Source organism: Metapseudomonas otitidis, assembly GCF_011397855.1.
GTDB lineage: Bacteria > Pseudomonadota > Gammaproteobacteria > Pseudomonadales > Pseudomonadaceae > Metapseudomonas > Metapseudomonas otitidis.
In genome coordinates this window covers 3,902,781-3,925,824 of sequence record NZ_AP022642.1, presented here as the reverse complement: position 1 = coordinate 3,925,824, position 23,044 = coordinate 3,902,781, and the positions used below count along the sequence as shown (strand labels likewise).

Annotated in this window: 21 protein-coding genes; 6 read left to right on the top strand and 15 right to left on the bottom strand. The window is 67.4% G+C overall.

Annotation, left to right across the window (positions count from 1 at the left end):
• Positions 1–3: 3 nt before the first annotated feature.
• The 8 genes from PotMrB4_RS17980 to gcl all read right to left on the bottom strand — a co-directional run bounded on the left by PotMrB4_RS17980 (position 4) and on the right by gcl (position 9,276).
• Positions 4–1,002 carry a sulfate ABC transporter substrate-binding protein gene (locus PotMrB4_RS17980; protein ID WP_172434115.1) on the bottom strand — a complete coding sequence of 333 codons (999 nt, stop codon included), beginning with the start codon at positions 1,000–1,002 and terminating at the stop codon, positions 4–6.
• An 82-nt stretch (positions 1,003–1,084) separates the two neighbouring features.
• Entirely contained in the window at positions 1,085–1,708 is a 624-nt protein-coding gene (locus tag PotMrB4_RS17975; RefSeq protein WP_172434114.1) for an HD domain-containing protein, read from the bottom strand.
• Between the two features lie 88 nt (positions 1,709–1,796).
• Positions 1,797–2,723 carry an urea transporter gene (locus PotMrB4_RS17970; protein WP_172434113.1) on the bottom strand — a complete coding sequence of 309 codons (927 nt, stop codon included), beginning with the start codon at positions 2,721–2,723 and terminating at the stop codon, positions 1,797–1,799.
• Between the two features lie 119 nt (positions 2,724–2,842).
• Positions 2,843–4,258, bottom strand: coding sequence for a pyruvate kinase (gene pyk, locus PotMrB4_RS17965; RefSeq protein ID WP_044404267.1), 1,416 nt, complete (start codon positions 4,256–4,258; stop codon positions 2,843–2,845).
• On the bottom strand, positions 4,248–5,528 hold the full coding sequence (locus PotMrB4_RS17960) for a glycerate kinase type-2 family protein (RefSeq protein ID WP_172434112.1): 1,281 nt from the start codon (positions 5,526–5,528) through the stop codon (positions 4,248–4,250). The genes pyk and PotMrB4_RS17960 overlap by 11 nt, the downstream gene beginning before the upstream one ends.
• A gap of 222 nt (positions 5,529–5,750) precedes the next feature.
• Complete coding sequence (locus tag PotMrB4_RS17955) at positions 5,751–6,641, bottom strand: 2-hydroxy-3-oxopropionate reductase (protein ID WP_069564510.1); 891 nt, start codon at positions 6,639–6,641, stop codon at positions 5,751–5,753.
• A gap of 16 nt (positions 6,642–6,657) precedes the next feature.
• Positions 6,658–7,440, bottom strand: coding sequence for a hydroxypyruvate isomerase (hyi, locus tag PotMrB4_RS17950; protein WP_172434111.1), 783 nt, complete (start codon positions 7,438–7,440; stop codon positions 6,658–6,660).
• A gap of 60 nt (positions 7,441–7,500) precedes the next feature.
• Positions 7,501–9,276 (bottom strand): glyoxylate carboligase, encoded by a 1,776-nt coding sequence (gcl, locus tag PotMrB4_RS17945; RefSeq protein ID WP_172434110.1) that lies wholly within the window; start codon positions 9,274–9,276, stop codon positions 7,501–7,503.
• Between the two features lie 337 nt (positions 9,277–9,613).
• On the opposite strand from gcl, the gene PotMrB4_RS17940 reads away from it, so the two are divergent.
• Both PotMrB4_RS17940 and PotMrB4_RS17935 read left to right on the top strand, forming a co-directional pair.
• The gene (locus tag PotMrB4_RS17940; RefSeq protein WP_044404282.1) at positions 9,614–10,054 is read left to right on the top strand and encodes a GlcG/HbpS family heme-binding protein; all 441 of its coding nucleotides are present in this window, start codon (positions 9,614–9,616) and stop codon (positions 10,052–10,054) included.
• A gap of 133 nt (positions 10,055–10,187) precedes the next feature.
• Complete coding sequence (locus tag PotMrB4_RS17935) at positions 10,188–11,624, top strand: RtcB family protein (RefSeq protein WP_172434109.1); 1,437 nt, start codon at positions 10,188–10,190, stop codon at positions 11,622–11,624.
• A 7-nt stretch (positions 11,625–11,631) separates the two neighbouring features.
• Here the strand turns inward: PotMrB4_RS17935 and PotMrB4_RS17930 are convergent, their stop codons facing one another.
• Positions 11,632–12,261, bottom strand: a complete 630-nt coding sequence (locus PotMrB4_RS17930; protein WP_172434108.1) for a TetR/AcrR family transcriptional regulator — start codon at positions 12,259–12,261, stop codon at positions 11,632–11,634.
• Between the two features lie 221 nt (positions 12,262–12,482).
• Between PotMrB4_RS17930 and moaA the strand changes: the two genes are divergently transcribed.
• From moaA to PotMrB4_RS17910, 4 genes are all read left to right on the top strand, one after another.
• A complete protein-coding gene (moaA, locus tag PotMrB4_RS17925) occupies positions 12,483–13,478 on the top strand; it encodes a GTP 3',8-cyclase MoaA (protein ID WP_107330378.1) in 996 nt (331 codons plus the stop codon).
• Between the two features lie 146 nt (positions 13,479–13,624).
• Complete coding sequence (locus tag PotMrB4_RS17920; protein WP_044404294.1) at positions 13,625–14,983, top strand: 8-oxoguanine deaminase; 1,359 nt, start codon at positions 13,625–13,627, stop codon at positions 14,981–14,983.
• Complete coding sequence (locus tag PotMrB4_RS17915; protein WP_172434107.1) at positions 14,980–15,822, top strand: substrate-binding periplasmic protein; 843 nt, start codon at positions 14,980–14,982, stop codon at positions 15,820–15,822. The genes PotMrB4_RS17920 and PotMrB4_RS17915 overlap by 4 nt, the downstream gene beginning before the upstream one ends.
• A 104-nt stretch (positions 15,823–15,926) precedes the next feature.
• Positions 15,927–16,376 (top strand): ferritin-like domain-containing protein, encoded by a 450-nt coding sequence (locus PotMrB4_RS17910; RefSeq protein ID WP_172434106.1) that lies wholly within the window; start codon positions 15,927–15,929, stop codon positions 16,374–16,376.
• Positions 16,377–16,436: 60 nt separating this feature from the next.
• On the opposite strand, the gene PotMrB4_RS17905 is transcribed toward PotMrB4_RS17910, so the two are convergent.
• From PotMrB4_RS17905 to puuE, 6 genes are all read right to left on the bottom strand, one after another.
• Positions 16,437–17,258: an outer membrane protein OmpK gene (locus PotMrB4_RS17905; RefSeq protein ID WP_172434105.1), complete on the bottom strand. Its 822-nt coding sequence runs from the start codon at positions 17,256–17,258 to the stop codon at positions 16,437–16,439.
• Positions 17,259–17,763: 505 nt separating this feature from the next.
• The gene (locus tag PotMrB4_RS17900; RefSeq protein WP_165666630.1) at positions 17,764–19,107 is read right to left on the bottom strand and encodes a nucleobase:cation symporter-2 family protein; all 1,344 of its coding nucleotides are present in this window, start codon (positions 19,105–19,107) and stop codon (positions 17,764–17,766) included.
• A 223-nt stretch (positions 19,108–19,330) separates the two neighbouring features.
• Positions 19,331–20,602 (bottom strand): urate hydroxylase PuuD, encoded by a 1,272-nt coding sequence (locus tag PotMrB4_RS17895; RefSeq protein ID WP_107330962.1) that lies wholly within the window; start codon positions 20,600–20,602, stop codon positions 19,331–19,333.
• Between the two features lie 51 nt (positions 20,603–20,653).
• Positions 20,654–21,157 (bottom strand): ureidoglycolate lyase, encoded by a 504-nt coding sequence (locus PotMrB4_RS17890; protein ID WP_044404313.1) that lies wholly within the window; start codon positions 21,155–21,157, stop codon positions 20,654–20,656.
• A gap of 374 nt (positions 21,158–21,531) precedes the next feature.
• Positions 21,532–22,047 carry a 2-oxo-4-hydroxy-4-carboxy-5-ureidoimidazoline decarboxylase gene (uraD, locus tag PotMrB4_RS17885; protein ID WP_142008046.1) on the bottom strand — a complete coding sequence of 172 codons (516 nt, stop codon included), beginning with the start codon at positions 22,045–22,047 and terminating at the stop codon, positions 21,532–21,534.
• The gene (gene puuE / locus PotMrB4_RS17880) at positions 22,047–22,973 is read right to left on the bottom strand and encodes an allantoinase PuuE (protein WP_172434104.1); all 927 of its coding nucleotides are present in this window, start codon (positions 22,971–22,973) and stop codon (positions 22,047–22,049) included. Before puuE ends, uraD begins: the two co-directional genes overlap by 1 nt.
• Between the last annotated feature and the right edge of the window lie 71 nt (positions 22,974–23,044).

Here is a 23,044-nt window from a genome sequence, read left to right as displayed (position 1 = left end):
GGGTCACTGGGCGGTATAGACCTGGTCGAACACGCCGCCGTCCTGGAAGTGGGTCTTCTGCACGTCACGCCAGCTGCCGAAAGTCTTCTCCACGGAGAAGAAGTCCACCTTCGGGAAGCGGTCGGAGAACTTGGCGAGGATCTCCGGGTTGCGCGGGCGCAGGTAGTTGTTGGCGGCGATGGTCTGGCCCTCGTCGCTCCACAGGTACTTCAGGTAGGCCTCGGCGGTTTCGCGGGTGCCTTTCTTGTCCACCACCTTGTCGACCACGGCCACCGGCGGCTCGGCCTCGGCGGAAACGCTGGGGTAGACCACCTCGAAGCCACCGCGGCCGAATTCACGGGCGATCATCTCGGCTTCGTTCTCGAAGGTCACCAGCACGTCGCCGATCTGGTTCTGCATGAAGGTGGTGGTGGCGGCACGGCCACCGGTGTCCAGCACCGGCACGTGCTTGAACAGCTGGCCGACGAAGGCCTTGGCCTTCTCTTCATCGCCCCCGTTCTTCAGCACGTAGCCCCAGGCGGAAAGGTAGGTGTAGCGGCCGTTGCCGGAGGTCTTGGGGTTCGGCACCACCACCTGCACGCCGTCCTTCACCAGGTCCGGCCAGTCCTTCAGACCCTTGGGGTTGCCCTTGCGCACGATGAACACGGTGGCGGAGGTGAACGGTGCGCTGTTGTTCGGCAGGCGCTCGGCCCAGTTCTTCGGCACCAGGCCGCCGTTGTCGGTGAGGGCGTCGATGTCGGTGGCCTGGTTCATGGTGATGACGTCGGCCGGCAGGCCGTCGATCACGGCACGGGCCTGCTTGCTGGAGCCGCCGTGGGACATCTGCAGGGTGACGTTCTCGCCCTTTTCCGCTTTCCAGTGCTTCTGGAAGGCGGCGTTGTAGTCCTTGTAGAAGTCGCGCATCACGTCATAGGAGACGTTGAGCAGCGGCGGTGCAGCATGGGCGGCACCGGCCAGGGCGAGACCTGCGGCGAGGAGCGAGGCGGAGAACAGTCGTTTCACTGTGCGTTCCTTCTTGGCGGAGTGAGGAGCGGGACTATAGCGGCTGGCTGCATATGCTTTAAAGAACTGAAAAGTAATTTGCTTATTCTGCACCGAGGGCAAGCAGGGCCCGCTGCAGGTTCTCCCGGGCCGGCTGCTCCCAGCGTTCGGCCAGCGGGGCGTTGTGGTAGAGCGCCGGGTGCGCCAGGAGCTGCTTCAGGAGCTTGCTGCGCCCGGCCCGGAACAGCGGCTCCGGCACCCAGTGGTACTCCTGGCGGATGGCGGTTTCGTAGGCGTCGTACACCGACGGCGGGGCCGCGAGGATGGACAGGTCGAGGTCGACCACCAGCCCGGCGTCGGCACCTTGCGGCGGTGCCTGGTGGCAGGTGGCGAGAATGAGCGCGCGAACGACCTCGCCGTGGTGCCCGAGCCCGGCGGCCTCCAGCCAGGCCACTGCCTGCTCGGCGCTGGCGGCTTCGTTGTCCTGGCGGCGGGTGTCGTAGACCAGGTCGTGGGTCCAGAGCGCCAGTTCGACGAGGTGCGGGTGCTCGGCCAGGTGCTGCCAGGTGTCGAAGTGCGCCAGGCAGGCCGCGATGTGGGCATCGCTGTGGTAGGCGCGGTCCGGTGCGGAATAGGCCGCCAGCAGGTGCTCGAAGCTATCGGCAGGGGTTGTGGCACCCAGCTGTTGCCAGAGGCGGTTCCAGCGGGTCGGGTCGAGTCGGCTCATGGTGGGCCCGGTTGCGGTGGCAGGGAGGCTCACGATGCCCGGCCGGCGGCCGTCGTGCAATGTTCTGGGCCTCTCTTGAAGTGGTCTTTCAAAGGCGGCGGGCACGGCGCAGCGCATGGGCGTTGCCGGCAGTGCGCCGGGCGCTGTCCCGCAGCAGGCGCCCGCCGGCCAGCACCAGCCAGCAGGCGAGGATGAAGGGTGCGGTCATGGCCGGCAGCCCCAGGGCGGCGAAGCCGGGTTGCAGCAGCAGGCCCAGCCCCACCCCCAGCAGCACGCGGGGCAGGCTGCGCACACCCTGGCCGAGGGCGATGGCGATGAGCACGCCGTTGAGGCCGAACAGCCCACCCATCACGGCCGTGTGCGGCAGCGCCAGGGCCATGCCCAGCAGCAGCGCCGAGCCGGCGCCCAGCAGGGCCCAGGCCGCCACGCGCCAGCTGGCGAGGGCCAGGGCGGCGAGGACGCAGGCGCCCGCAGCGGGGCTGTCGAGGAAGATCACCTGGCCAAAGCTGCGCAACAGGGCGAGGCCACCGTCCGCCAGGGGCACCTGGGGCCAGGGCGTGTCGTCCGGCTGGGGCGGCGGCAGCAGGCCGGCCAGCCACAGGCTGATCCAGCCCAGCGCCACGAAGGGGCTGGTGTACACCGGCAGGCTGTCGTGGCGGCGCGAGGCGCGCAGCAGAGGGCGCATCACCAGGCTCGACAGCCCGGCTGCGGCGATGACGAACAGCGGCAGCAGCGCCTCGCCCTCCAGGCGCAACCCGAGCAGCAGGCCCAGCAGGCAGCCGTTGTAGCCGTAGAGGCCGGCGTCGAGGTCGTCAGGGGCTGCGCCCAGGCAACGGGCGATGAACCAGGCACTCCAGGTACCCAGCACGGCGTAGGGCAGCAGGCTGGGCGCCCCGAGGAAGATGGCGAGCAGCAGCACGGCGCCGCAGCCCGGATGACGTTGCAGGAATACCTGGCTCACCCCGTTGAGGGGGCCGATGAACCAGCCCCGGAGGGTTGGGTGTGGGCTTCGCATGGTGGCAGTCGAAAGAACGCGTGGGACGGCTCGTGGGCTCGTCAGGCGCGGCTCGCTGCATGGGCGGGCCGCGCCGGGGCTGGGAGGTGGCGGGCCGATACGTGCCGGCCCGCTTCACCTCAGGACAGTTGTTCGATACGCAGCAGGTTGGTGGAGCCGGGCGTGCCGAGGGGGACGCCGGCGGTGATCACCAGGGTGTCTCCCGTGCGGGCCATGTTCTGGCCACGGGCGATCTCCAGGGCGGTGCCAGTGATCTCCTCGACGCGGTGCAGGCGGGCGTTGACCACCGAGTAGACGCCCCAGGCCAGGGTCAGGCGCCGCGCCGTGGCCAGGTTCGGCGTCAGGCTGAGGATCGGCGCCTTGGGCCGCTCGCGGGAGGCGCGCAGGCTGGAGGCACCGGACTCGGTGTAATTCACCAGTACGGCCACGGGGAGGATGCTGCTGATGCGGCGGATGGCGCAGCTGATGGCGTCGGAGGCCGTGGCTTCGGCCTGGGGGCGGGCTACGTCGAGCTGGCTCTGGAAGTCCGGGCCGTTCTCCACCTGGCGGATGATCTTGCTCATCATCTGCACCGTTTCCAGCGGGTAGTCGCCGGAGGCGGTCTCGGCCGACAGCATCACGGTGTCGGCGCCTTCGGCCACGGCGTGGGCCACGTCGGTGACTTCGGCGCGGGTCGGCGCCGGGGAGAAGCGCATGGACTCGAGCATCTGGGTCGCCACCACCACCGGCCGGCCGAGCTGGCGGCAGGTGCGGATGATGTCCTTTTGGATGCGCGGCACGTTCTCGGCCGGCACTTCGACCCCCAGGTCGCCACGGGCCACCATGATGGCGTCGCACAGGCGGGCGATGGCCTCCAGGTGCTGCACGGCGGAGGGCTTTTCGATCTTGGCCATCAGTGCGGCGCGGCCCTGGATCAGCTCGCGGGCTTCGACGATGTCCTCGGGGCGCTGGACGAACGACAGTGCCACCCAGTCCACGCCCAGCTCCAGGCCGAAGTCCAGGTCACGGCGGTCCTTGGCGGTCAGGGGGGAGAGCTGCAGCACCGCCTCGGGCACGTTCACGCCCTTGCGGTCGGACAGCTCGCCGCCGGCGATCACGCGGGTTTCCACCGCGTCGGCATGCTTGGCGGTCACCTGCAGGCGCAGGCGGCCGTCGTCCAGCAGCAGGCTCATGCCCGGCTCCAGGGCCTGGATGATCTCCGGGTGGGGCAGGTTGACCCGCTGGCTGTCGCCGGGGCGGGCGTCGAGGTCGAGGCGGAAGGCCTGGTCGCGCTCCAGCTGGACCTTGCCTTCGGCGAAGCGGCCGACCCGCAGCTTGGGCCCTTGCAGGTCCATGAGGATGCCGATGGGGTGGCCCAGCTCGCGCTCCACCTCGCGCACCCACTGGTAGCGCTGGGCGTGGTCGGCGTGCTCGCCGTGGCTGAAGTTCAGGCGGAACAGGTTGACGCCGGCCTTCACCAGGTCGCGGATGTCGTCGATGCCTTTGATCGCCGGCCCGAGGGTGGCGAGGATCTTCACTTTCTTGTCAGGCGTCATGTGCGGGGCTCTCAAGAATCAGGATGGCGCGGAAGTCGTTGACGTTGGTGCGGGTCGGGCCGGTCACGATCAGCCCGTCGAGGGCGGCGAAATAGCCGTAGCCGTCGTTGTCGTCCAGGGCGTCGCGGGAGGACAGGCCGAGCGCCTGGGCGCGGGCGTGGCTCTCCGGGGTCATCAGGGTGCCGGCATTGTCCTCGGAACCGTCGATGCCGTCAGTGTCGCCTGCCAGGGCGTAGATGCCCGGGTGGCCCTTGAGGTCGTGGGCCAGGCTGAGGAGGAACTCGGCGTTGCGCCCGCCACGGCCGTTGCCGCGTACGGTGACGGTGGTCTCGCCGCCGGAGAGGATCACGCACGGTGGCTTGATCGGCTGGCCGTGGCGGGCGATCTGCCGGGCGATGCCGGCGTGGACCTTGGCCACCTCGCGGGATTCGCCCTCCAGGTCGCCGAGGATCAGCGGTGTCAGGCCGGCGGCGCGGACCTTGTCGGCGGCGGCGTCGAGGGATTGCTGGGGTGTGGCAATGAGCTGGAAATGGCTGCGGGACAGGCACGGGTCACCGGGCTTGACCGTCTCCGAGCGCGGGTCCTGCAGCCAGGCGCGGACGTGGGCGGGTACCTCGATCTGGTAGCGGGCGAGGATCGCCAGGGCGTCGGCGGAGGTGGTCGGGTCGGCCACGGTGGGGCCGGAGGCGATCACCGTGGCCTCGTCGCCGGGCACGTCGGAGATGGCGTAGGTGTAGACGGTGGCCGGCCAGCAGGCCTTGGCCAGGCGGCCGCCCTTGATGGCCGAGAGGTGCTTGCGCACGCAGTTCATCTCGGAGATGGAGGCGCCGGACCGGAGCAGGGCCTTGTTGACCTGCTGCTTGTCCTGGAGGGTGAGCCCTTCGGCCGGCAGGGCCAGCAGGGAGGAGCCGCCGCCGGAGAGCAGGAAGATCACCCGGTCCGCTTCGCTGAGGCCGCTGACCAGCTCCAGTACGCGCCGGGCCGTTTCCAGGCCGGCGGCGTCCGGCACCGGGTGGGCGGCTTCGACCACTTCGATGCGCCGGCAGTCGGCGCCGTGGCCGTAGCGGGTCACCACCAGGCCGGCGATCTCGCCCTGCCATTCGCGCTCGATCACCTCGGCCATGGCGGCGGCGGCCTTGCCGGCACCGATGACGATGACGCGGCCGGAACGGTCGGTGGGCAGGTGGTCGGCGAGGACCTGGCGGGGATGGGCAGCGGCGATGGCGGTGGCGAACAGGTCGCGCAGCAGGGCTTCGGGATTGAGCGGCATGAGGGGGCTCCAGGGCAGGGCAGTGGTTCGGGGGCTACCGTCGGCCTGGGGCGTCGGGCGGGCCGATCCCAGTCCCCAGCGGCCGGGGTGCGGGGCCGCTCGGGACTGGGATCGACCACCCTGGCCTCTGGCGCCGTGTCACCTCGGGCCAGGGCAGTCGATTGGGGTTCGCCGAGGATAAACCGATCCGTGGACCGGCTCATGCACCCGGCGGCAAACGCCTTACTCCTTGCGGATGGAGAAGTTGGCCATGTGCTCCAGGCCCTTGATCAGCGCGGAGTGGTCCCAGCCGCTGCCGCCCAGGGCGGCGCAGGTGCTGAACACCTGCTGTGCGTTGGCGGTGTTGGGCAGGTTGAGGCCCAGTTCGCGGGCGCCGGAGAGGGCCAGGTTGAGGTCCTTCTGGTGCAGGTTGATACGGAAGCCCGGATCGAAGGTGCCCTTGATCATGCGCTCGCCGTGTACTTCTAGGATCTTCGAGCCGGCGAAGCCGCCCATCAGCGCCTCACGCACCTTGGCCGGGTCGGCACCGTTGCGGGCGGCGAACAGCAGGGCCTCGGCAACGGCCTGGATGTTCAGCGCGACGATGATCTGGTTGGCCACCTTGGCGGTCTGGCCGTCACCGCTGCCGCCGACGCGGGTGATGTTCTTGCCCATGGCCTGGAACAGCGGCAGGGCGCGTTCGAAGGCATTCGGGCAGCCGCCGACCATGATGCTCAGGGTCGCGGCCTTGGCGCCGACTTCACCGCCGGAGACGGGGGCGTCGAGGTAGGTGGCGCCGGTGGCCTTGATCTTCTCGGCGAAGGCCTTGGTGGCGGTGGGGGAGATGGAGCTCATGTCGATCACCACCTTGTTCGGGCCCACGCCTTCGGCGATGCCGTCCTTGCGGAACAACACGTCTTCGACTTGCGGGGTGTCCGGCACCATGACGATGATGAACTCGGCTTCCTGGGCCACTTCGCGGGGGTTGGCCAGGGCGATGGCGCCGGCCTCGACGAGCGCGGCAGGGGCCTTGTCATGGTGGTTGGAGAGGAACAGCTGGTGGCCGGCTTTCTGCAGGTTCTGCGCCATGGGCAGGCCCATGATGCCGGTGCCGATGAATCCGATCTTGGCCATGTGGAATACCTCGTTATTAGATGGCGTTGTGGGTTTTCAGCCAGCCCAGGCCGGCGGCGGTCGTGGTGGCGGGCTTGTACTCGCAGCCGATCCAGCCCTGGTAGCCGATGCGGTCGAGGTGCTGGAAGAGGAAGCGGTAGTTGATCTCGCCGGTGCCCGGTTCGTGGCGGCCGGGGTTGTCGGCCAGCTGCACGTGGTGGATGGCGGGGAGGTTGCGCTCCAGGGTACGGGCCAGGTCTCCCTCCATGATTTGCATGTGGTAGATGTCGTACTGCAGGAACAGGTTGGGGCTGCCCACCTTCTCGCGGACATCCAGCGCCTGGTGGGTGGTCTGCAGGTAGAAGCCGGGGATGTCGAGGGTGTTGATCATCTCCATCACCAGCGTGATGCCGGCGGCTTCGAGGTGCTCGGCGGCGTATTCGAGGTTGTTGAGGAAGGTGTTCTCGATCACCTCGCAGCTGTGGCCCTGCGGGCGGATGCCGGCCAGGCAGTTGACCTGCTTGTTGCCCAGGACCTTGGCGTAGGCGATGGCCTTGTCGACGCCGGCGCGGAATTCCTCGACGCGATCGGGGTGGCAGGCGATGCCGCGCTCACCCTTGGCCCAGTCGCCGGCTGGCAGGTTGAACAGCACCTGCTCCAGGCCGTTGGCGTCCAGGCGGGCCTTGATCTCCTCGGCCGGGTAGTCATAGGGGAAGAGGTACTCGACGCCGCTGAAGCCGGCTTCGGCGGCGGCGGCGAAACGGTCCAGGAAGTCCACCTCGGTGAACAGCATGGACAGGTTGGCAGCGAAACGGGGCATGAAGATTCTCCTCGGTAGACGCCCCTCTCCCGCCACGAACGGGAGAGGGGAGGTGGCTCGTCAGTCCAGCAGCGAGATGGCGGTGGGGGCGTCGGCGCCGGTCAGGGCCAGCTCTTCGAACTCGTTGACGGCATTGATCTCGGTGCCCATGGAGATGTTGGTGACACGCTCCAGGATGACCTCCACCACCACCGGTACGCGGAACTCCGCCATCAGCTTGCGGGCCTGGGCGAAGGCGGCCTGCAGGTCGTTGGCGTCGAACACGCGGATGGCCTTGCAACCCAGGCCCTCGACCACGGCGACGTGGTCCACGCCGTAGCCGTTCAGTTCCGGTGCGTTGACGTTCTCGAAGGACAGCTGCACGCAGTAGTCGATCTCGAAGCCGCGCTGCGCCTGGCGGATCAGACCCAGGTAGGAGTTGTTCACCAGCACGTGGATGTAGGGCAGGTTGAACTGCGCGCCGGCGGCCAGCTCCTCGATCATGAACTGGAAGTCGTAGTCGCCGGAGAGGGCGACCACCTGGCGCAGCGGATCGGCCTTGACCACGCCGAGGGCGGCGGGGATGGTCCAGCCCAGCGGGCCGGCCTGGCCGCAGTTGATCCAGTGGCGTGGCTTGTAGACGTGCAGGAACTGGGCACCGGCGATCTGCGACAGGCCGATGGTGCTGACGTAGCAGGTGTCCTTGCCGAAGAACTCGTTCATCTCCTCGTACACGCGCTGGGGCTTCACCGGCACGTTGTCGAAGTGGGTCTTGCGCAGCAGGGTTCGCTTGCGCTCGCGGCAGGATTCGACCCAGGCGCTGCGGTCCTTCAGCTTGCCGGCGGCCTTCCACTCACGGGCGACTTCGAGGAAGGCGTCCAGGGCGGCGGCGGCGTCGGAGACGATGCCCAGGTCGGGGGTGAACACGCGGCCGATCTGGGTCGGTTCGATGTCCACGTGGATGAAGCGGCGGCCCTGGGTGTAGACGTCCACGGAGCCGGTGTGGCGGTTGGCCCAGCGGTTGCCGATGCCGAACACCAGGTCGGACTCCAGCAGGGTGGCGTTGCCGTAGCGGTGGGAGGTCTGCAGGCCGCACATGCCGGCCATCAGCGGGTGGTCGTCGGGGATGGTGCCCCAGCCCATCAGGGTCGGGATGACCGGCACGCCGGTCAGCTCGGCGAACTCCACCAGGCGCTCGGAGGCGTCGGCGTTGATGATGCCGCCACCGGCTACCAGCACCGGGCGCTCGGCGTCGTTGAGCATCGCCAGGGCCTTCTCGGCCTGGATGCGGCTGGCGCTGGGCTTGTTCACGGCCAGCGGCTGGTAGGCCTCGATGTCGAATTCGATCTCGGCCATCTGCACGTCGAACGGCAGGTCGATCAGCACCGGACCAGGGCGGCCGCTGCGCATTTCGAAGAAGGCCTTCTGGAAGGCGTAGGGCACCTGGCCCGGCTCGAGGACGGTGGTCGCCCACTTGGTCACCGGCTTGACGATGTTGGTGATGTCGACGGCCTGGAAGTCCTCCTTGTGCAGGCGGGCGCGAGGTGCCTGGCCGGTGATGCAGAGGATCGGGATGGAGTCGGCGGAGGCGGAGTACAGGCCGGTGACCATGTCGGTGCCCGCCGGGCCGGAGGTGCCGATGCACACGCCGATGTTGCCCGGGTTGGTGCGGGTGTAGCCCTCGGCCATGTGGGAGGCGCCTTCGACGTGGCGGGCCAGCACATGGTCAACACCGCCGATCTTGTTCAGGGCGGCGTACAGCGGGTTGATCGCGGCGCCGGGTACGCCGAACGCAGTGTCGACGCCTTCGCGGCGCATCACCAGAACGGCAGCCTCGATTGCTCTCATTTTGGCCATGTTTTGTGCCTCGTTTATTGTGAAAATTGTATACAAGTCGTGTTGGCGGATTCTATTCAGGCGTTCGAGAACGGGTCAAGAAGATTTCCAGGGGAGATGGACGAAGGGCGCGCTTTCTTTAAAACGCCCGTTTGACGCGGGGTTGAGGCTGGCTATCGGCTACCGCTCATCTTGTTTGTATACAAAAAATACGATCATTGTATTTTTGTGTTGATTTTTTTGTATTGCCTGATTTACTCCGGCGAATGCCTCCAGCAGCGCCTGACGAGCAGGGCCTGATGCCCCTTGGGTGCGCTTAGGAGCGACCGGACCATCATCTGATCGAGGAAGCCTCGCCATGAGCACCCTGTCCCTGGAAACCGCCATGAGCATCACCCACCGCGCGCTGGAGGCCGGGCGCGCCCTGCGTGCCGCGCCGCTGACCATTGCCGTGCTCGACGCCGGCGGGCACCTGATCGCCCTCCAGCGCGAGGACGGCGCCAGCATGCTTCGACCGCAGATCGCCATCGGCAAGGCCTGGGGCGCGGTGGCGTTGGGCAAGGGCTCCCGGCTGATTGCGGCGGACGCCCAGCAGCGCCCGGCCTTCATCGGTGCCGTCAACCACCTGGCCGACGGCAACCTGGTGCCGGCTCCGGGGGGCGTGCTGATCCGCGATCCGGCGGGGGAGGTGATCGGGGCTGTGGGCATCAGCGGCGACACCTCCGACATCGACGAGCAGTGCGCCGTCTCGGGCGTAGAGGCGGTCGGGCTGAGGGCCGACGCCGGCCTGCCGGCCTGACTTCCGGCGCGCCGGGGCTTGCGGCGAAGCCGTCGCAAGCCTAGGATGCGCGCCGTCCCTTCTGCTGCTGACGGACATGCTGCATCGCCCTGATCGGGCGGTGCCTGTTTTCGTCCATCGAAAAAGCAGCGTCATGAACAAGACCCCTTTCAAGCGGATCCAGCAGAAGCTGGCCCGCAGCGGCGTGGCCATCAGCCGCGTCAACGGCAATACCCTTTCGATCGCTTCCCTGAACCGCGCCGGCCTCGACGCGCGCATCCTGCTGCCCGAATCCCTGCCCATCGAGGAAAAGGCGGTGCAGCAACTGCTCGACTTCGCAGGCGTCCGCCATCCGTTGGGTGGCGAGGTGCGCTGTGCCTGTGCGACGCCGGACTTCCATGCCGGCACCAGCATCCCGGTCGGTGCGGTGATTGTCACCAGCCCGGACATGGTGATCCCGCAGAGCATCGGCACCGACATCAACTGCGGCATGCGCCTGCACCGGCTGGGCCTCGACTACGAGCGCTTCCTGTCACGCAAGGCCGATTGGGTGGAGCGTGTCCGCGGCGACCTGCTGGACGGCACCCGCAACATTCCCACGGCGCCGGGCGACATGACGGCGCTGTTCGCCGGCGGGCTGGGCGACTTCTGGGCGTCGCTGCGCCAACGGGGCGAGCGCGAGGGGCTGTTTGGGCACCTCGACTACGCCCAGGTGATGGCGGAGCTGGCGCAGTTGCACCCGTCGTCGTTCGAGCGCGGCGAAGCCCGCCATGCGCCCGCAGCCCTGCAGGACCCGGCCCGCCCGCGCCTGCGCGATCCGGGCCTGGGCACGGTGGGTGGCGGCAACCACTTCGTCGAGGTGCAGGTGGTGACCGAGCTGGTGGACCGCCGTGCCTGCTTCGAGCGCGGCCTGTCGGTGGGGCAGGTGGTGCTGATGATCCACACCGGCTCCCGCGACGTGGGCTTCCATGTCGGGCGGCGCTGGATGGACAAGGCCCGCGAACTGTGGCCGAAGGGCATCCGCCACCCCGAGTCGCGGGTGTTCGCCCTGCTCGGGCCCATGGCCGATGAGTACCTGGCGGCGATGCATGCGGCCGCCCACTACGCCGATGCCAATCGCGCGCTGATCGCCGAGATGGTGCGCCAGCGCACCCGCGAGGTGTTCGGCGCGGACATCGAAGCGCCGCTGCTGGTGGACGTGCCGCACAACATCGTGCTGCGGGAGTCGGTGGGCAACGTCCATCGCAAGGGCGCGACGCCAGCCTATGCCGGGCAGGACCTGCTGATTCCCGGCAGCATGGGGCACGACTCCTACCTGCTCAGGGGGCTGGGCAACGCGCAGTGGCTGCGCTCGGCCAGCCACGGGGCGGGGCGTTCGATGTCCCGCAGCGAGGTCCGCCTGCAGGCGCGTCGCGCACCGGATGGACTGGGGCTGGACCGGGTGCAGTGCATCACCCGTCGCGAGGAGCGGCTGATCGAGGAGGCGCCCGGCGCCTACAAGGAGATCGGCGAGGTGGTGCGTGCCCAGGTGGAGGAGGAGACGGTCGCGGTGATCGCCCGCTTCAGCCCGATCCTCACCTTCAAGGCTTGAGGGGTGGTCAGGCGCTCTGTCGTTCGGGCGCCGGCTTCACCTCGCAGCCATTGAGCACCAGGCGGATGATGGTGTCGGCGGCGGCGTCGTAGTCGGCGTCGTTGAGGCTGGCCTTGCCGGTGACGACGGAGATCTGCCAGTCGAAGTCGGCGTAGGTCTGGGTCGCGGCCCAGATGCTGAACATCAGGTGGTTGGGATCGACGGGGGCCATCAGGCCCTGGTCGATCCAGCCCTGGATGCAGGCGATGTTGTGGCGGGCCTGCTCGTTGAGTTGCGCGGTGCGCTCGGCGGACAGGTGCGGCGCGCCGTGCATGATCTCGCTGGCGAACACCTTGGAGGCGTGGGGCAGGTCGCGGGAGATGCGGATCTTGGAGCGGATGTAGGCCCGCAGGACCTGGTCCGGGTGGCCACCTTCGTTGAACGGGTGGGAGGCTGCCAGCAGGGGCTCGACGATGCTCTCGAGCACTTCCCGGTAGAGGTTTTCCTTGGACTTGAAGTAGTAGTAGACGTTGGGCTTGGGCAAGCCTGCCTTGGCGGCGATGTCACTGGTCTTGGTCGCGGCGAATCCCTTGTCGGCGAACTCCTCGCTGGCCGCGCTCAGGATCAGCTCTCTATTGCGCTCGCGAATACTGCTCACATCTGCTCCTTGGTTCACTCGCCGAGGGCCCTCACGGTCGGCTGGCGAGCGGGCGGGCATGGTAGCACCGGCTTTCCCGCGCTCTCAAGCAAGCTGCGGGCAGCCTTTTGGCGGGTTCCGGCCCCGCATTCCTGTATACAAAAAGTGTTTTTTCTGCTCTTATCTGCCGATCCGTCCATGCCGCCGGGTCCCGACCGGCGCGTGCTGCGGCAGGCTTCAAGATGCCAGACCACACCTTGCGCGACCCCTTCGGTCGCTCCATCACCTACCTGCGTCTTTCGGTCACCGACCGGTGCGATTTCCGTTGCACCTACTGCATGAGCGAAGACATGGTCTTCGCGCCGCGCGCCCAGATCCTCAGCCTCGAAGAGCTGTACACCGTCGCCGATGCCTTCATCGGCCTGGGCGTGAAGCGCATCCGCGTCACTGGCGGCGAGCCGCTGGTGCGCAAGGGCCTCACCGGGTTGCTTGGCCGCCTGGGCCAGCGTCGCGAGCTCGACGACCTGGCCATCACCACCAACGGTTCGCAGCTGGCGCACATGGCCGCCGACCTGCGCGGTGCCGGCGTCACCCGGCTGAACGTGAGCCTCGATTCCCTGCAGCGCGAACGCTTTGCCGCCTTCACCCGGCGTGATCGGCTCGACCAGGTGCTGGCGGGCATCGATGCGGCGCGTGGGGCCGGCTTCCGGCGCATCAAGCTCAACAGCGTGGTGCAGAAGGGCCGCAACGATGACGAGGTGGAGGACCTGGTGGCCTTCGCCGTCGAGCGCGGCCTGGACATCAGCTTCATCGAGGAGATGCCCCTGGGCAGCATCTCCAGTCATGAGCGCAAGGTCACCCTGTGCACCTCGGACGAGGTGCGCGAGCGGGTGGCGCAACGTTTCGAGCTGCTGCCCAGCAGCCACCGCACCGGCGGCCCGTCGCGCTACTACCAGGTGGTCGGCAGCGACACCCACGTCGGCTTCATCTCACCCCACAGCCGCAACTTCTGCGGTGATTGCAACCGGGTGCGGGTCACCGCCGAGGGCAAGCTGGTGCTGTGCCTGGGCAGTGACGGCGCGCTCGACCTGAAGGCATTGATCCGTCGCCACCCTGGCGATTCGGACAGGCTGCGCTCGGCCCTGGTGGAGGCGCTCCGGCTCAAGCCGGAACGGCACCACTTCGAAGCCGACCAGCAAGTGCAGGTGGTCCGCTTCATGAGCGCCACCGGCGGCTGATCGAGACGCCGGACCGCTTCCCGCATTCCCCCTGAACCGCTGAGTGCCCTGTCGGGCGCTGGGTTGGGCTGCGGCCGGCCTTTCGATTCGCCGACTGACCATTCCCTGAACAACAAGATCGCCCACGAGGGCGGAGGAGAGTACGCATGGGCAAGACATTGCTGGTGAAGAACGCTGACCTGCTGGTCACCATGGACGGCGAGCGCCGCGAGATCCGGCAGGGCGGCCTGTTCATTGAGGACAACGTCATCCGCCAGGTGGGGCCGAGCGCCGAACTGCCCCAGAGCGCCGACGAGGTGCTGGATATGACCGGCAAGGTGGTGATCCCCGGCCTGGTCAACACCCACCACCACATGTACCAGAGCCTCACCCGTGTGGTGCCGGCTGCCCAGGACGGCGAGCTGTTCAACTGGCTGACCAACCTCTACCCCATCTGGGCGCGGTTGACGCCGGAGATGATCGGGGTGTCCACCCAGACGGCCATGGCCGAGCTGATCCTCTCCGGCTGCACCACCTCCAGCGACCACCTCTACATCTACCCCAATGGCTGCAAGCTGGACGACAGCATCCACGCCGCCCGCGAGATCGGCATGCGCTTCCATGCCGCCCGCGGCAGCATGAGCGTCGGTCGCAGCCAGGGTGGCTTGCCACCGGATTCGGTGGTGGAGAAGGAGGCGGACATCCTCAAGGAGTCCCAGCGCCTGATCGAGGACTACCACGACGCTTCCCACGGTTCGATGCTGCGGGTCGTGGTGGCGCCGTGCTCGCCCTTCTCGGTGAGCCGTGACTTGATGCGCGAGGCCGCCGTGCTGGCCCGCCAGTACGGTGTCTCCCTGCACACCCATCTGGCGGAGAACGTCAACGACATCGCCTACAGCCGCGAGAAGTTCGGCATGACGCCCGCCGAGTACGCCGAGGACCTGGGCTGGGTCGGCCATGACGTGTGGCACGCCCACTGCGTGCAGCTGGACCAGCATGGCATCGACCTGTTCGCCCGCACCGGTACCGGTGTCGCCCACTGCCCGTGCTCGAACATGCGCCTGGCCTCGGGCATCGCGCCGATCCGCCGCATGCGCGATGCGGGCGTGCCGGTGGGCCTCGGTGTGGACGGCTCGGCCTCCAACGACGGCGCCAGCATGATCGGCGAGGTGCGCCAGGCGCTGCTGCTGCAGCGGGTCGGCTTCGGTCCGGACGCCATGACTGCCCGCGAGGCGCTGGAAATCGCCACCCTGGGCGGCGCCAAGGTGCTCAACCGCGACGACATCGGCGCCCTGGCGCCGGGCATGGCGGCGGACTTCGTGGCCTTCGACCTGGGGCACGTGGCCTATGCCGGGGCTCATCACGACCCGCTGGCTGCGCTGGTCTTCTGCACGCCGACCCAGGTCTCCACCAGCGTGATCAACGGGCGGGTGGTGGTGCGGGATGGCCAGTTGCTGACGGTCGACCTGCCCGTGGTGCTCGAGCGCCACAACCGCCTGGCCCGCCAACTGGTGACCGGTGAATGAGGCGCCGCAGGTCGATTCCCGGCAGGCTCGCCTGTGCGGGCTTGCTGGTGGGCGTGCTGCCGCTGGCGGCGCAGGCCCAGGGCTATGTGGTAGGTGTCGAGAACCTGGCGTTCCAACCTCACTACCAGCTCGATGAGAGCGGGCAGTACCGCGGCTTCGGCCGCGACCTGCTGGACCTGTTCGCCCGCAGCGAGGGCCTGCAGCTGGAGTACCGGCCATTACCGGTCAACGAGCTGGCGCAGCGGGCGGCGGCGGGGGAGGTGGACCTGCGCTACCCGGACAACCCCGAGTGGGCTGGTGCGGCGGCGCCCGGGTACGCGCCCACCTACAGTGCGCCGGTGGTGGCCTACGTGGATGGCGTGCTGGTGGACCCGCGACATGCTGGCCAGGGGCTCGACGGCATCCGTCGGCTGGCCCTGGTGAAGGGCTGGACGCCCCGGGGCTACCAGTCGCGTATCGAGGCGGGGCAGGTCCAGCCGGTGGAGGCCCGTGACCTGCGGCAGATGATCAACCAGACCCTGCGGCGGGATACGGATGGCGCCTACTTCAATGTGGTGGTCGCCACCTATTACCTGGACAACGTCCGGGCCCGCCCGGGTGCGCTGGTGTTCGACCCTTCGCTGCCCCACACCCGCAGCCATTTCCACCTGTCGTCCGTACGCCACCCCGAACTGGTGCAGCGCTTCGATCGCTTCCTGGGCGAACACGCACAGGAGGTGGCGGCATTGAAGGCCCGCTATCGCGTGGAGGCCAACCTGGACTCGGCCTACATGGGCATGGAGCAGTGGAAGGTGGACTTCCTCGAACGGCAGAAGCGCAAGGAGGCGCAAGGGCAGTAACGCCGGTGGGCGAAAAGCTTGAACCGTCTCTTGGGTCGCCCGGTCCACCAATACGAAGGCCGGGCGACCGCCGGCCGCCCGTCAACCGGAAAGAGGACTGCACGATGAACAACGAGCACGCCATTGATGCGCTGAACGAACTGATCGAGACCAGCAAGGACGGTGAGAAGGGCTTCCTCGAATGCGCCGAGCACGTGAAGACCCCGCAGCTCAAGGCCACCCTGACCGAGCGCTCGCGGGAGTGCGGCCGTGCCGCCGCCGAGCTGCAGCAGATGGTGCGCAGCCTGGGGGGTGAGCCCGAGTCGTCCTCCAGCGTGGCGGGTGCCCTGCATCGCCGCTGGGTGGACCTCAAGGCGCTGGTGACCGGCAAGAGCGAGGAGGCCATTCTCAACGAGTGCGAGCGTGGCGAGGATGTGGCGCTCAAGCATTATCGCGAGGCGCTGGGCAAGGAGCTGCCGACCGAGGCACGCACTTTGGTCGAGCGGCAGCTGCTGGGCGTCCAGCGCAACCATGACCAGATCAAGGCGCTGCGCAACCTGGCTCGCGTCAGCTGATCGAAGCGGTTTCAAGCGAGGGGACGGCGCGCAGGCGCCGTCCCCTTTTTCATGGCGCGATCAGAAGTGCACCTTGACCAGCAGGCTGGCGGTGTTCTGGTCGGTGCCGCCGAGGATCTTGTCACCCAGGAAGCTGTTGTCGTCGATGCCGTACTTGTTGCTCCAGTAGTCGTACTCGACGCCGACGTAGAGCTGCTTGGCGCCCAGGTCCAGGGCCTTGCCCAGGTCGTACTTGATCTGCGGGTTGAAGTGCAGGTTGGCGTGCAGATCGTTGGGGCGGTTGGTGGTGGCGTCCTTGTTGTTCCAGACCCAGTCCATGAAGCCGTCGATGAGGATGTCGGACTTGCCCACCGGCACGGTGTAGGACCACACCGGGGTGACCTGCCACTGGCCGGACGGGTTCTTGGTGATGCCGTCGGGCTTGCGGTAGTAGAAGTTCAGCTGGAAGTAGTCGAAGCCGGGCAGGGCCAGGTCGAAGCCCGGGCCGAGCAGGTAGTTCTGGTTGCGGTTCTCGCCACGCTCGTAGGTGGCGGCCAGCAGCACGTCGGTCACGGGGCCGAAGGCGATCTTCTGGTCGAACAGCTTGCCGAAGGACAGGCGCGGGGAAATCTCGCCGTAGTAGGTGTTGTTGCCGGCGTTGGCGTCAGCCTTGCCGTTGTAGTTGATCTGGTCGACGAAGAAGAAGAGGTCGCCCCAGGTCCAGCCGCTGGCGTGCTCGAAGGTGAAGGTCTGCTGGATCTCGGGGTTGACCTTGAAGTCTTGCCCGTAGAGGTAGGTGACGCTGTTGTTCTGCCACAGCAGGGGGCCATCGGCCAGGGCCTGGTTGCAGGCCAGCAGGCCGGTCGCGAGTGCCAGGCTGGCAGGCAGGAGCTTGGTGCGCATCGTGTTTTCCTTGTTTTTCAGGGCTTCGGTTGGAGATCCCCGCACGCGTCGCCGCACCTCGTGGAGCACGAGGTGGCTAGGAGGGGGAAGGTGCTTGACCCGGTCAGGCCGAGTCGGGGAGGACACCGGACGGGCTGTTTCCGTCCGGGTGGAACCTGGGCGCTGGAGCGCGGGCGTGGAGCGAGAAGGGTGTCGTCTGCATGATCGAGAGGCCTGCCTGTTGTTGTTGTCGGTCTGGGCGTCTATCGGGTGGGTACGACCGGGATGCGATTCGATAAGTTGAACGCGGGGTCAGGTTTCGAACTATAGCAGTGACACCTGTTTTTGGTAACAGGAATCGATGGTTTTGTGTACAAAAATGGCGAATGGTCGTGCGGGCCTGAACGTGCGTGCGTGAGGTGACCGCTGCGGTGCGAGCTGACAAAAAAAGACCCGCCGGATGGGCGGGTCGGGCAGCCCCGACGGCACCGGATAGGCGCGCTGCGGGTGGGAGCAATGGGGGGATTCAGTGGGTCGCGTGACAGTGGTGGGCTCGGTCTTTCTCGCCCAGCACGTTGAACAGGATGTTCAGCAGCAGGGCGCTGAGGGTGGTCATGGCGATGCCGCTGTGGGTGATCGGCTCCATCCAGTGGGGCAGGTGGGCGAAGAGGTCCGGCCTGACCACCGGCGCCATGCCCAGGCCGATGCTGACGGCCACCAGCAACTGGTTGCGGCGGTCGGTGATGTCGGCTTCATGGAGGATCTTGATGCCGGTGGCGGCCACCATGCCGAACATGGCGATGCCCGCGCCGCCGAGTACGGCCGGCGGGATGGAAGCCACCAGGAAGGCGGCCTTCGGCACCAGGCTCAGGGCCAGCAGGAACAGGCCGGCGGCCACCGTCACGTAGCGGCTGCGCACGCCGGTCATCTGCACCAGGCCGATGTTCTGGGCGAAGGACGAATGGGTGAAGGTGTTGAAGAAGCCGGCCACGAAGGAGGCGCCCGCGTCGCAGAGCAGGCCGCGGCGCAGGGCATTGGGGCAGATCTCGCGCCCGGTGATCTTGCCCAGGGCGAGGAACATGCCGGTGGACTCGACGAAGATGATCACCGTCACCAGGCACATGGACAGCACCGGTGCCAGCTCGAAGGTGGGCATGCCGAAATGCAGCGGCGTCACCACCTGCAGCCAGGGCGCCTGTCCCAGGCCATTGAGGTCGACCATGCCCAGGCAACCGGCCAGCACATAGCCGATGCCCATGCCGATCAACACCGAGACGTTGACCCAGAAGCCCCGCAGGAAGCGGTTCACCACCAGGATGATGGCCAGCACCAGTGCAGCCACGGCGAGGTACTGGAGGCCGCCGAACTCGGCGACCTTGCTGCCGCCCCCGGCCCAGTTCACCGCCACCGGGAACAGGCTCAGCCCGATGGAGGTGATCACCGTGCCGGTGACCAGCGGAGGGAAGAAGCGGACGATGCGGCTCATGAACGGCGCCAGGACCAGGCCGAACAGCCCGGCGGCGATGGTGGCGCCGAAGATGCCCTGGAGCCCCACGCCGGGCATGCCGGCCATCACCACCATGCTGCCCACGGCAGCGAAGCTGGCGCCCATCATCACCGGCATGCGGATGCCCACCGGGCCGATGCCGATGGATTGCACGAGGGTGGCGATGCCCGCCACCAGCAGGTCGGCGTTGATCAGGAAGGCGATCTCTTCCCGGGAGAGGCCGGCGGCCTGGCCGACGATGAGGGGAACGGCCACGGCGCCGCCGTACATCAGCAGTACATGCTGGAGGCCGACCAGCAGCAGCTGCATCAGGGGTAGACGCTGGTCGGCCGGAGCCACAGCGGGGGCTGTCAGTTGGGTCATGCAACACCTCGGGCGCTTTTGTTCTTGTTGAGCCGTCGGGCCCATCGCCTCAGGTCGATGGGCCGGGGTATCGATGCAGCAGCCGGCACAGGCGTGCCGGGCAGGAGGGATAAAGGCGGGGGAGGGAGACGAGCCCGCCCCGCCGCGACGCGATAAAAAAGCCTACCCGGAGGTAGGCGAATCGCGGGCCGCAGAGCTTGGGGGAATGCGGCCCGCCGTGGGATCACTCGGTGCGGGCCCCCTGGGCGATCCAGGAGCCGATCAGCTCCCGCTCCTCGGGGGTCATCTGGGTGATGTTGCCCAGGGGCATGATCTGGCTGGCTACGGCCTGGGCCTGGATCTTGGGCGCCAGGGCCTGGATCTGCTGGGGCGTGTCGAACATCACGCCAGCCGGTGCCGCCGTGAACAGCGGGCTGGTGGGCTTGGCGGAGTGGCAGACGGTGCAGCGTTCCTGGATCACGCTGTGCACCTTGTCGAACTGCGGCGAGCCGCTGCTGGCGCTGGCCTGGGGCGCCTGGCCGGCGGGCTGTTCGGCAGCCTGCGCGGGTGCGCTGGCCGGAGCCTGGGGCGCGCTGACGACCGGGGCCGGGGTCGCTGCCTTGTAGTTCGGCGAGGTGACGAAGGCCAGGCAGATCATGCCGAGGGCGCCGGCCGGCAGGGTCCAGGCAAAGCGGTTGCTCTCGTGGCGGGTGTTGAAGTAGTGGCGCACGAGGACGGCGATCACCGCAATACCGGCCAGGATCAGCCAGTTGTACTGGCTGCCGTAGGTGCTCGGGAAATGGTTGCTGATCATGATGAACAGCACCGGCAGGGTGAAGTAGTTGTTGTGGCGCGAGCGCAGCAGGCCCTTGGCCGGCAGGGCCGGGTCCGGGGTGCGGTTCTCTTCGATCGCCTTAACCAGTGCACGCTGTGCCGGCATGATGATGCGGAACACGTTGCCGACCATGATGGTGCCGATCAGGGCGCCGACGTGGATGTAGGCGCCACGGCCGCTGAATACCTGGGTGAAGCCCCAGGCCGCGCCGATCACCAGCACGAAGAGGATCAGGCCGAGCAGGGCGGGTTGCTTGCCCAGGGGCGAGTCGCAGAGCAGGTCGTAGATGAACCAGCCGGCGACCAGCGAGCCGATGCCGATACCGATGGCCGCTGCGGGCGAGAGGTCGACGCCGGGTGCGATCAGGTAGAGCGTGGGGTTGAGGTAGAAGACCACCGTCAGCAGGGCGACGCCCGACATCCAGGTGAAGTAGGCCTCCCATTTGAACCAGTGCAGGTTGTCCGGCATTTTCGGCGGTGCCAGCTTGTATTTCTCCAGGTGGTAGATCCCGCCGCCGTGGATGGCCCAAAGGTCACCCGAGAGCCCGTCGCGCGGGTTCTTCCGGTTCAGGTTGTTCTCCAGCCAGACGAAATAGAAGGATGCGCCGATCCAGGCGATGCCGGTGATCATGTGTACCCAGCGAATGCTCAGGTTCAGCCATTCGGTCAGATGTGCTTCCACAGTACGTACCTCTTCCCCGGGATCGACACGCCGAACACCGGGCTTCTCTTATTAGTGGTGGGGGTCGAGGACCAGGTGCTCGTCCTCGGTGAAGTAATGCTCGTCGCAGTTGTTGCCTGAACCACTGCGATCAACCACCAGGAAGTCATCCCGCTTTTCGATCGTCAGCACCGGGTGGTGCCAGACGCCGCGATGGTAATTAACGCCCTGCCTGCCATTGGTGAGGAAGGCACGGACCAAGCCCGGTACAGGTGCATCGCCAAGTGGCGCGACCACGACCAGAAAGGGGTTGCCGAGCAGCGGGATGAAGGCCTGGCTGCCCAGCGGATGGCGCTCCAGCATGCGGATTCTCAGGGGCATCTCCAGGGCCTGGGCGCTGAAGATGCTGATGATCGCCCGGTCCTCCGGCTGGGCGGTCTCGACCGTGGCCAGCTTGTGATAACGGCGGGTGGAGCCGTTGTTGATCATGAAGTAATCGCTGCCTTCGGTTTCGATCACGTCACCGAACGGGGCGAAGGCTTCCTTGGTCAGGGGCTCGATCTTGAGGATTCGCATGGCTGCTCTACTGATTCGTTTCAGGTGCCCGCGCCGGTAGGTGCGGGAGGAATGGGGCGCCCGGGTGCAGGCGCCCTTTGCCCAGTGGCCGTGACAGCACCGACGCGGAGTGCGTGGCTACCCGGCGATGGGCGTGCGAGGGGGAGGCAGGGCCTGGTGCGGAGTGGCGCCCAGGGTGTGGCAGGTGGCTCAGGGCCGGATGGTGCCCTGAGTCGCTGCGGCACCTGCCCCTCGCTGCAACCGCGCAGGCCGCAGGGCTGCACGCCAGACCCGGGCGGGTTGGGGTGTGCAGTCGCGACGAGGCGGCGTGCCGGCTGGGGAGGGTGCGTGGATGCATTGTTGTTCTTCTGTGGTTACGCAAGGTCGGGGGTCGGCTACATCACTTGCAGGCGGAACAGGGCGATCTTGTTGATTTCCGCCAGGGCCCGCTGGAACTCCGCCTCGGCGCTGTTGTGGATGCGCTCTTCGAAGGCCGCGAGGATCTGGTGCCGGTTGCTGCCCTTCACAGCCATGATGAACGGGAAGCCGAACTTGGCCTTGTAGGCATCGTTCAGTTCGGTGAAGCGGGCGAACTCATCGGGCGTGCACTCATGGATGCCGGCCCCGGCCTGTTCGTTGGTGCTGGCTTCGGTCAGCTCGCCGCGCACGGCGGCCTTGCCGGCCAGGTCCGGGTGGGCGTTGATCAAGGCCAGTTGCTGGTCATGGCTGGCGCTGAGGAGGATGTCGGCCATGCGCTGGTGCAGCGTTTCGATCTCGTCGAGGCTGGCATCCACGCCCAGGTCGTAGGCGCGTTCGGCCACCCAGGGCGAGTGTTCGTAGATGTCGGCGAAGGCGCTGACGAAGGCGTCCCGGGACAGGCCCGAGGGGGTGATGTGCTGGAAGCGGCTCATCAGGCGTTTCCTTTGAACGGGTGGTGGGTGTGCCAGTGGCGGGCGATGTCGACGCGGCGGGCGAACCAGACCTTGTCGTGCTGCTTCACGTAGTCAATGAAGCGTGCCAGCGAGGCCAGGCGTGCCGGGCGACCCAGCAGGCGGCAGTGCATGCCGATGGAGAGCATCTTCGGCGCGCCGGCGCTGCCTTCGGCATAGAGCACGTCGAAGGCGTCCTTGAGGTATTCGAAGAAGTCGTCGCCCTTGTTGAAGCCCTGCACCTGGGTGAAGCGCATGTCGTTGGTGTCCAGGGTGTAGGGGATGACCAGGTGGGGCTTATCCGGCGTGCTGGCCGGGTCCCAGTAGGGCAGGTCGTCGTCGTAGGTGTCCGAGTCGTAGAGGAAGCCGCCTTCTTCGCGCACCAGGCGGCGGGTGTTGGGACCGGTGCGGCCGGTGTACCAGCCCAGCGGACGCTGGCCGGTCAGCTCGGTAAGGATGCGGATGGCCTCCAGCAGGTGCTCGCGTTCCTGCTCTTCGCTCATGTACTGGTAGTCGATCCAGCGGTAACCGTGGCTGCAGATCTCGTGACCGGCCTCGACCATGGCGCGGATCACGTCCGGATGGCGCTGGGCGGCCATGGCCACGGCGAAGATGGTGAGCGGGATGCCCTGCTGTTCGAAGAGGCGCAGCAGGCGCCAGACACCTGCACGGCTGCCGTACTCGTAGAGGGATTCCATGCTCATGTTGCGGGCGCCCTGCAGGGGCTGCGCGGCGACCATCTCCGAGAGGAAGGCTTCCGACTCCTTGTCCCCATGGAGGATGTTGCGCTCGCCGCCTTCCTCGTAGTTGAGGACGAAGGACAGGGCGATACGGGCTTCACCCGGCCAGTGCGGGTGGGGAGGGGTGGCGCCATAGCCGATCAGGTCGCGTGGGTAGTCGGAGCTCACTGCTGTGTTCCTTCTTCTGGTGCGTTCACAGGGGCAGGTGAACGTGATGCGTGATTGTATACAAACAAGCC

Bases quoted from the DNA above. Each gene is read 5' to 3' on its own strand.
- PotMrB4_RS17915 (WP_172434107.1), top strand. From the start codon at position 14,980: ATGAGGCGCCGCAGGTCGATTCCCGGCAGGCTCGCCTGTGCGGGCTTG.
- hyi (WP_172434111.1), bottom strand. From the start codon at position 7,440: ATGCCCCGTTTCGCTGCCAACCTGTCCATGCTGTTCACCGAGGTGGAC.
- PotMrB4_RS17940 (WP_044404282.1), top strand. From the start codon at position 9,614: ATGAGCACCCTGTCCCTGGAAACCGCCATGAGCATCACCCACCGCGCG.
- moaA (WP_107330378.1), top strand. From the start codon at position 12,483: ATGCCAGACCACACCTTGCGCGACCCCTTCGGTCGCTCCATCACCTAC.
- pyk (WP_044404267.1), bottom strand. From the start codon at position 4,258: ATGACGCCTGACAAGAAAGTGAAGATCCTCGCCACCCTCGGGCCGGCG.
- PotMrB4_RS17900 (WP_165666630.1), bottom strand. From the start codon at position 19,107: ATGACCCAACTGACAGCCCCCGCTGTGGCTCCGGCCGACCAGCGTCTA.
- PotMrB4_RS17920 (WP_044404294.1), top strand. From the start codon at position 13,625: ATGGGCAAGACATTGCTGGTGAAGAACGCTGACCTGCTGGTCACCATG.
- PotMrB4_RS17910 (WP_172434106.1), top strand. From the start codon at position 15,927: ATGAACAACGAGCACGCCATTGATGCGCTGAACGAACTGATCGAGACC.
- PotMrB4_RS17890 (WP_044404313.1), bottom strand. From the start codon at position 21,157: ATGCGAATCCTCAAGATCGAGCCCCTGACCAAGGAAGCCTTCGCCCCG.
- PotMrB4_RS17960 (WP_172434112.1), bottom strand. From the start codon at position 5,528: ATGCCGCTCAATCCCGAAGCCCTGCTGCGCGACCTGTTCGCCACCGCC.
- PotMrB4_RS17970 (WP_172434113.1), bottom strand. From the start codon at position 2,723: ATGCGAAGCCCACACCCAACCCTCCGGGGCTGGTTCATCGGCCCCCTC.
- gcl (WP_172434110.1), bottom strand. From the start codon at position 9,276: ATGGCCAAAATGAGAGCAATCGAGGCTGCCGTTCTGGTGATGCGCCGC.
- PotMrB4_RS17955 (WP_069564510.1), bottom strand. From the start codon at position 6,641: ATGGCCAAGATCGGATTCATCGGCACCGGCATCATGGGCCTGCCCATG.
- PotMrB4_RS17935 (WP_172434109.1), top strand. From the start codon at position 10,188: ATGAACAAGACCCCTTTCAAGCGGATCCAGCAGAAGCTGGCCCGCAGC.
- PotMrB4_RS17905 (WP_172434105.1), bottom strand. From the start codon at position 17,258: ATGCGCACCAAGCTCCTGCCTGCCAGCCTGGCACTCGCGACCGGCCTG.
- PotMrB4_RS17975 (WP_172434114.1), bottom strand. From the start codon at position 1,708: ATGAGCCGACTCGACCCGACCCGCTGGAACCGCCTCTGGCAACAGCTG.
- uraD (WP_142008046.1), bottom strand. From the start codon at position 22,047: ATGAGCCGCTTCCAGCACATCACCCCCTCGGGCCTGTCCCGGGACGCC.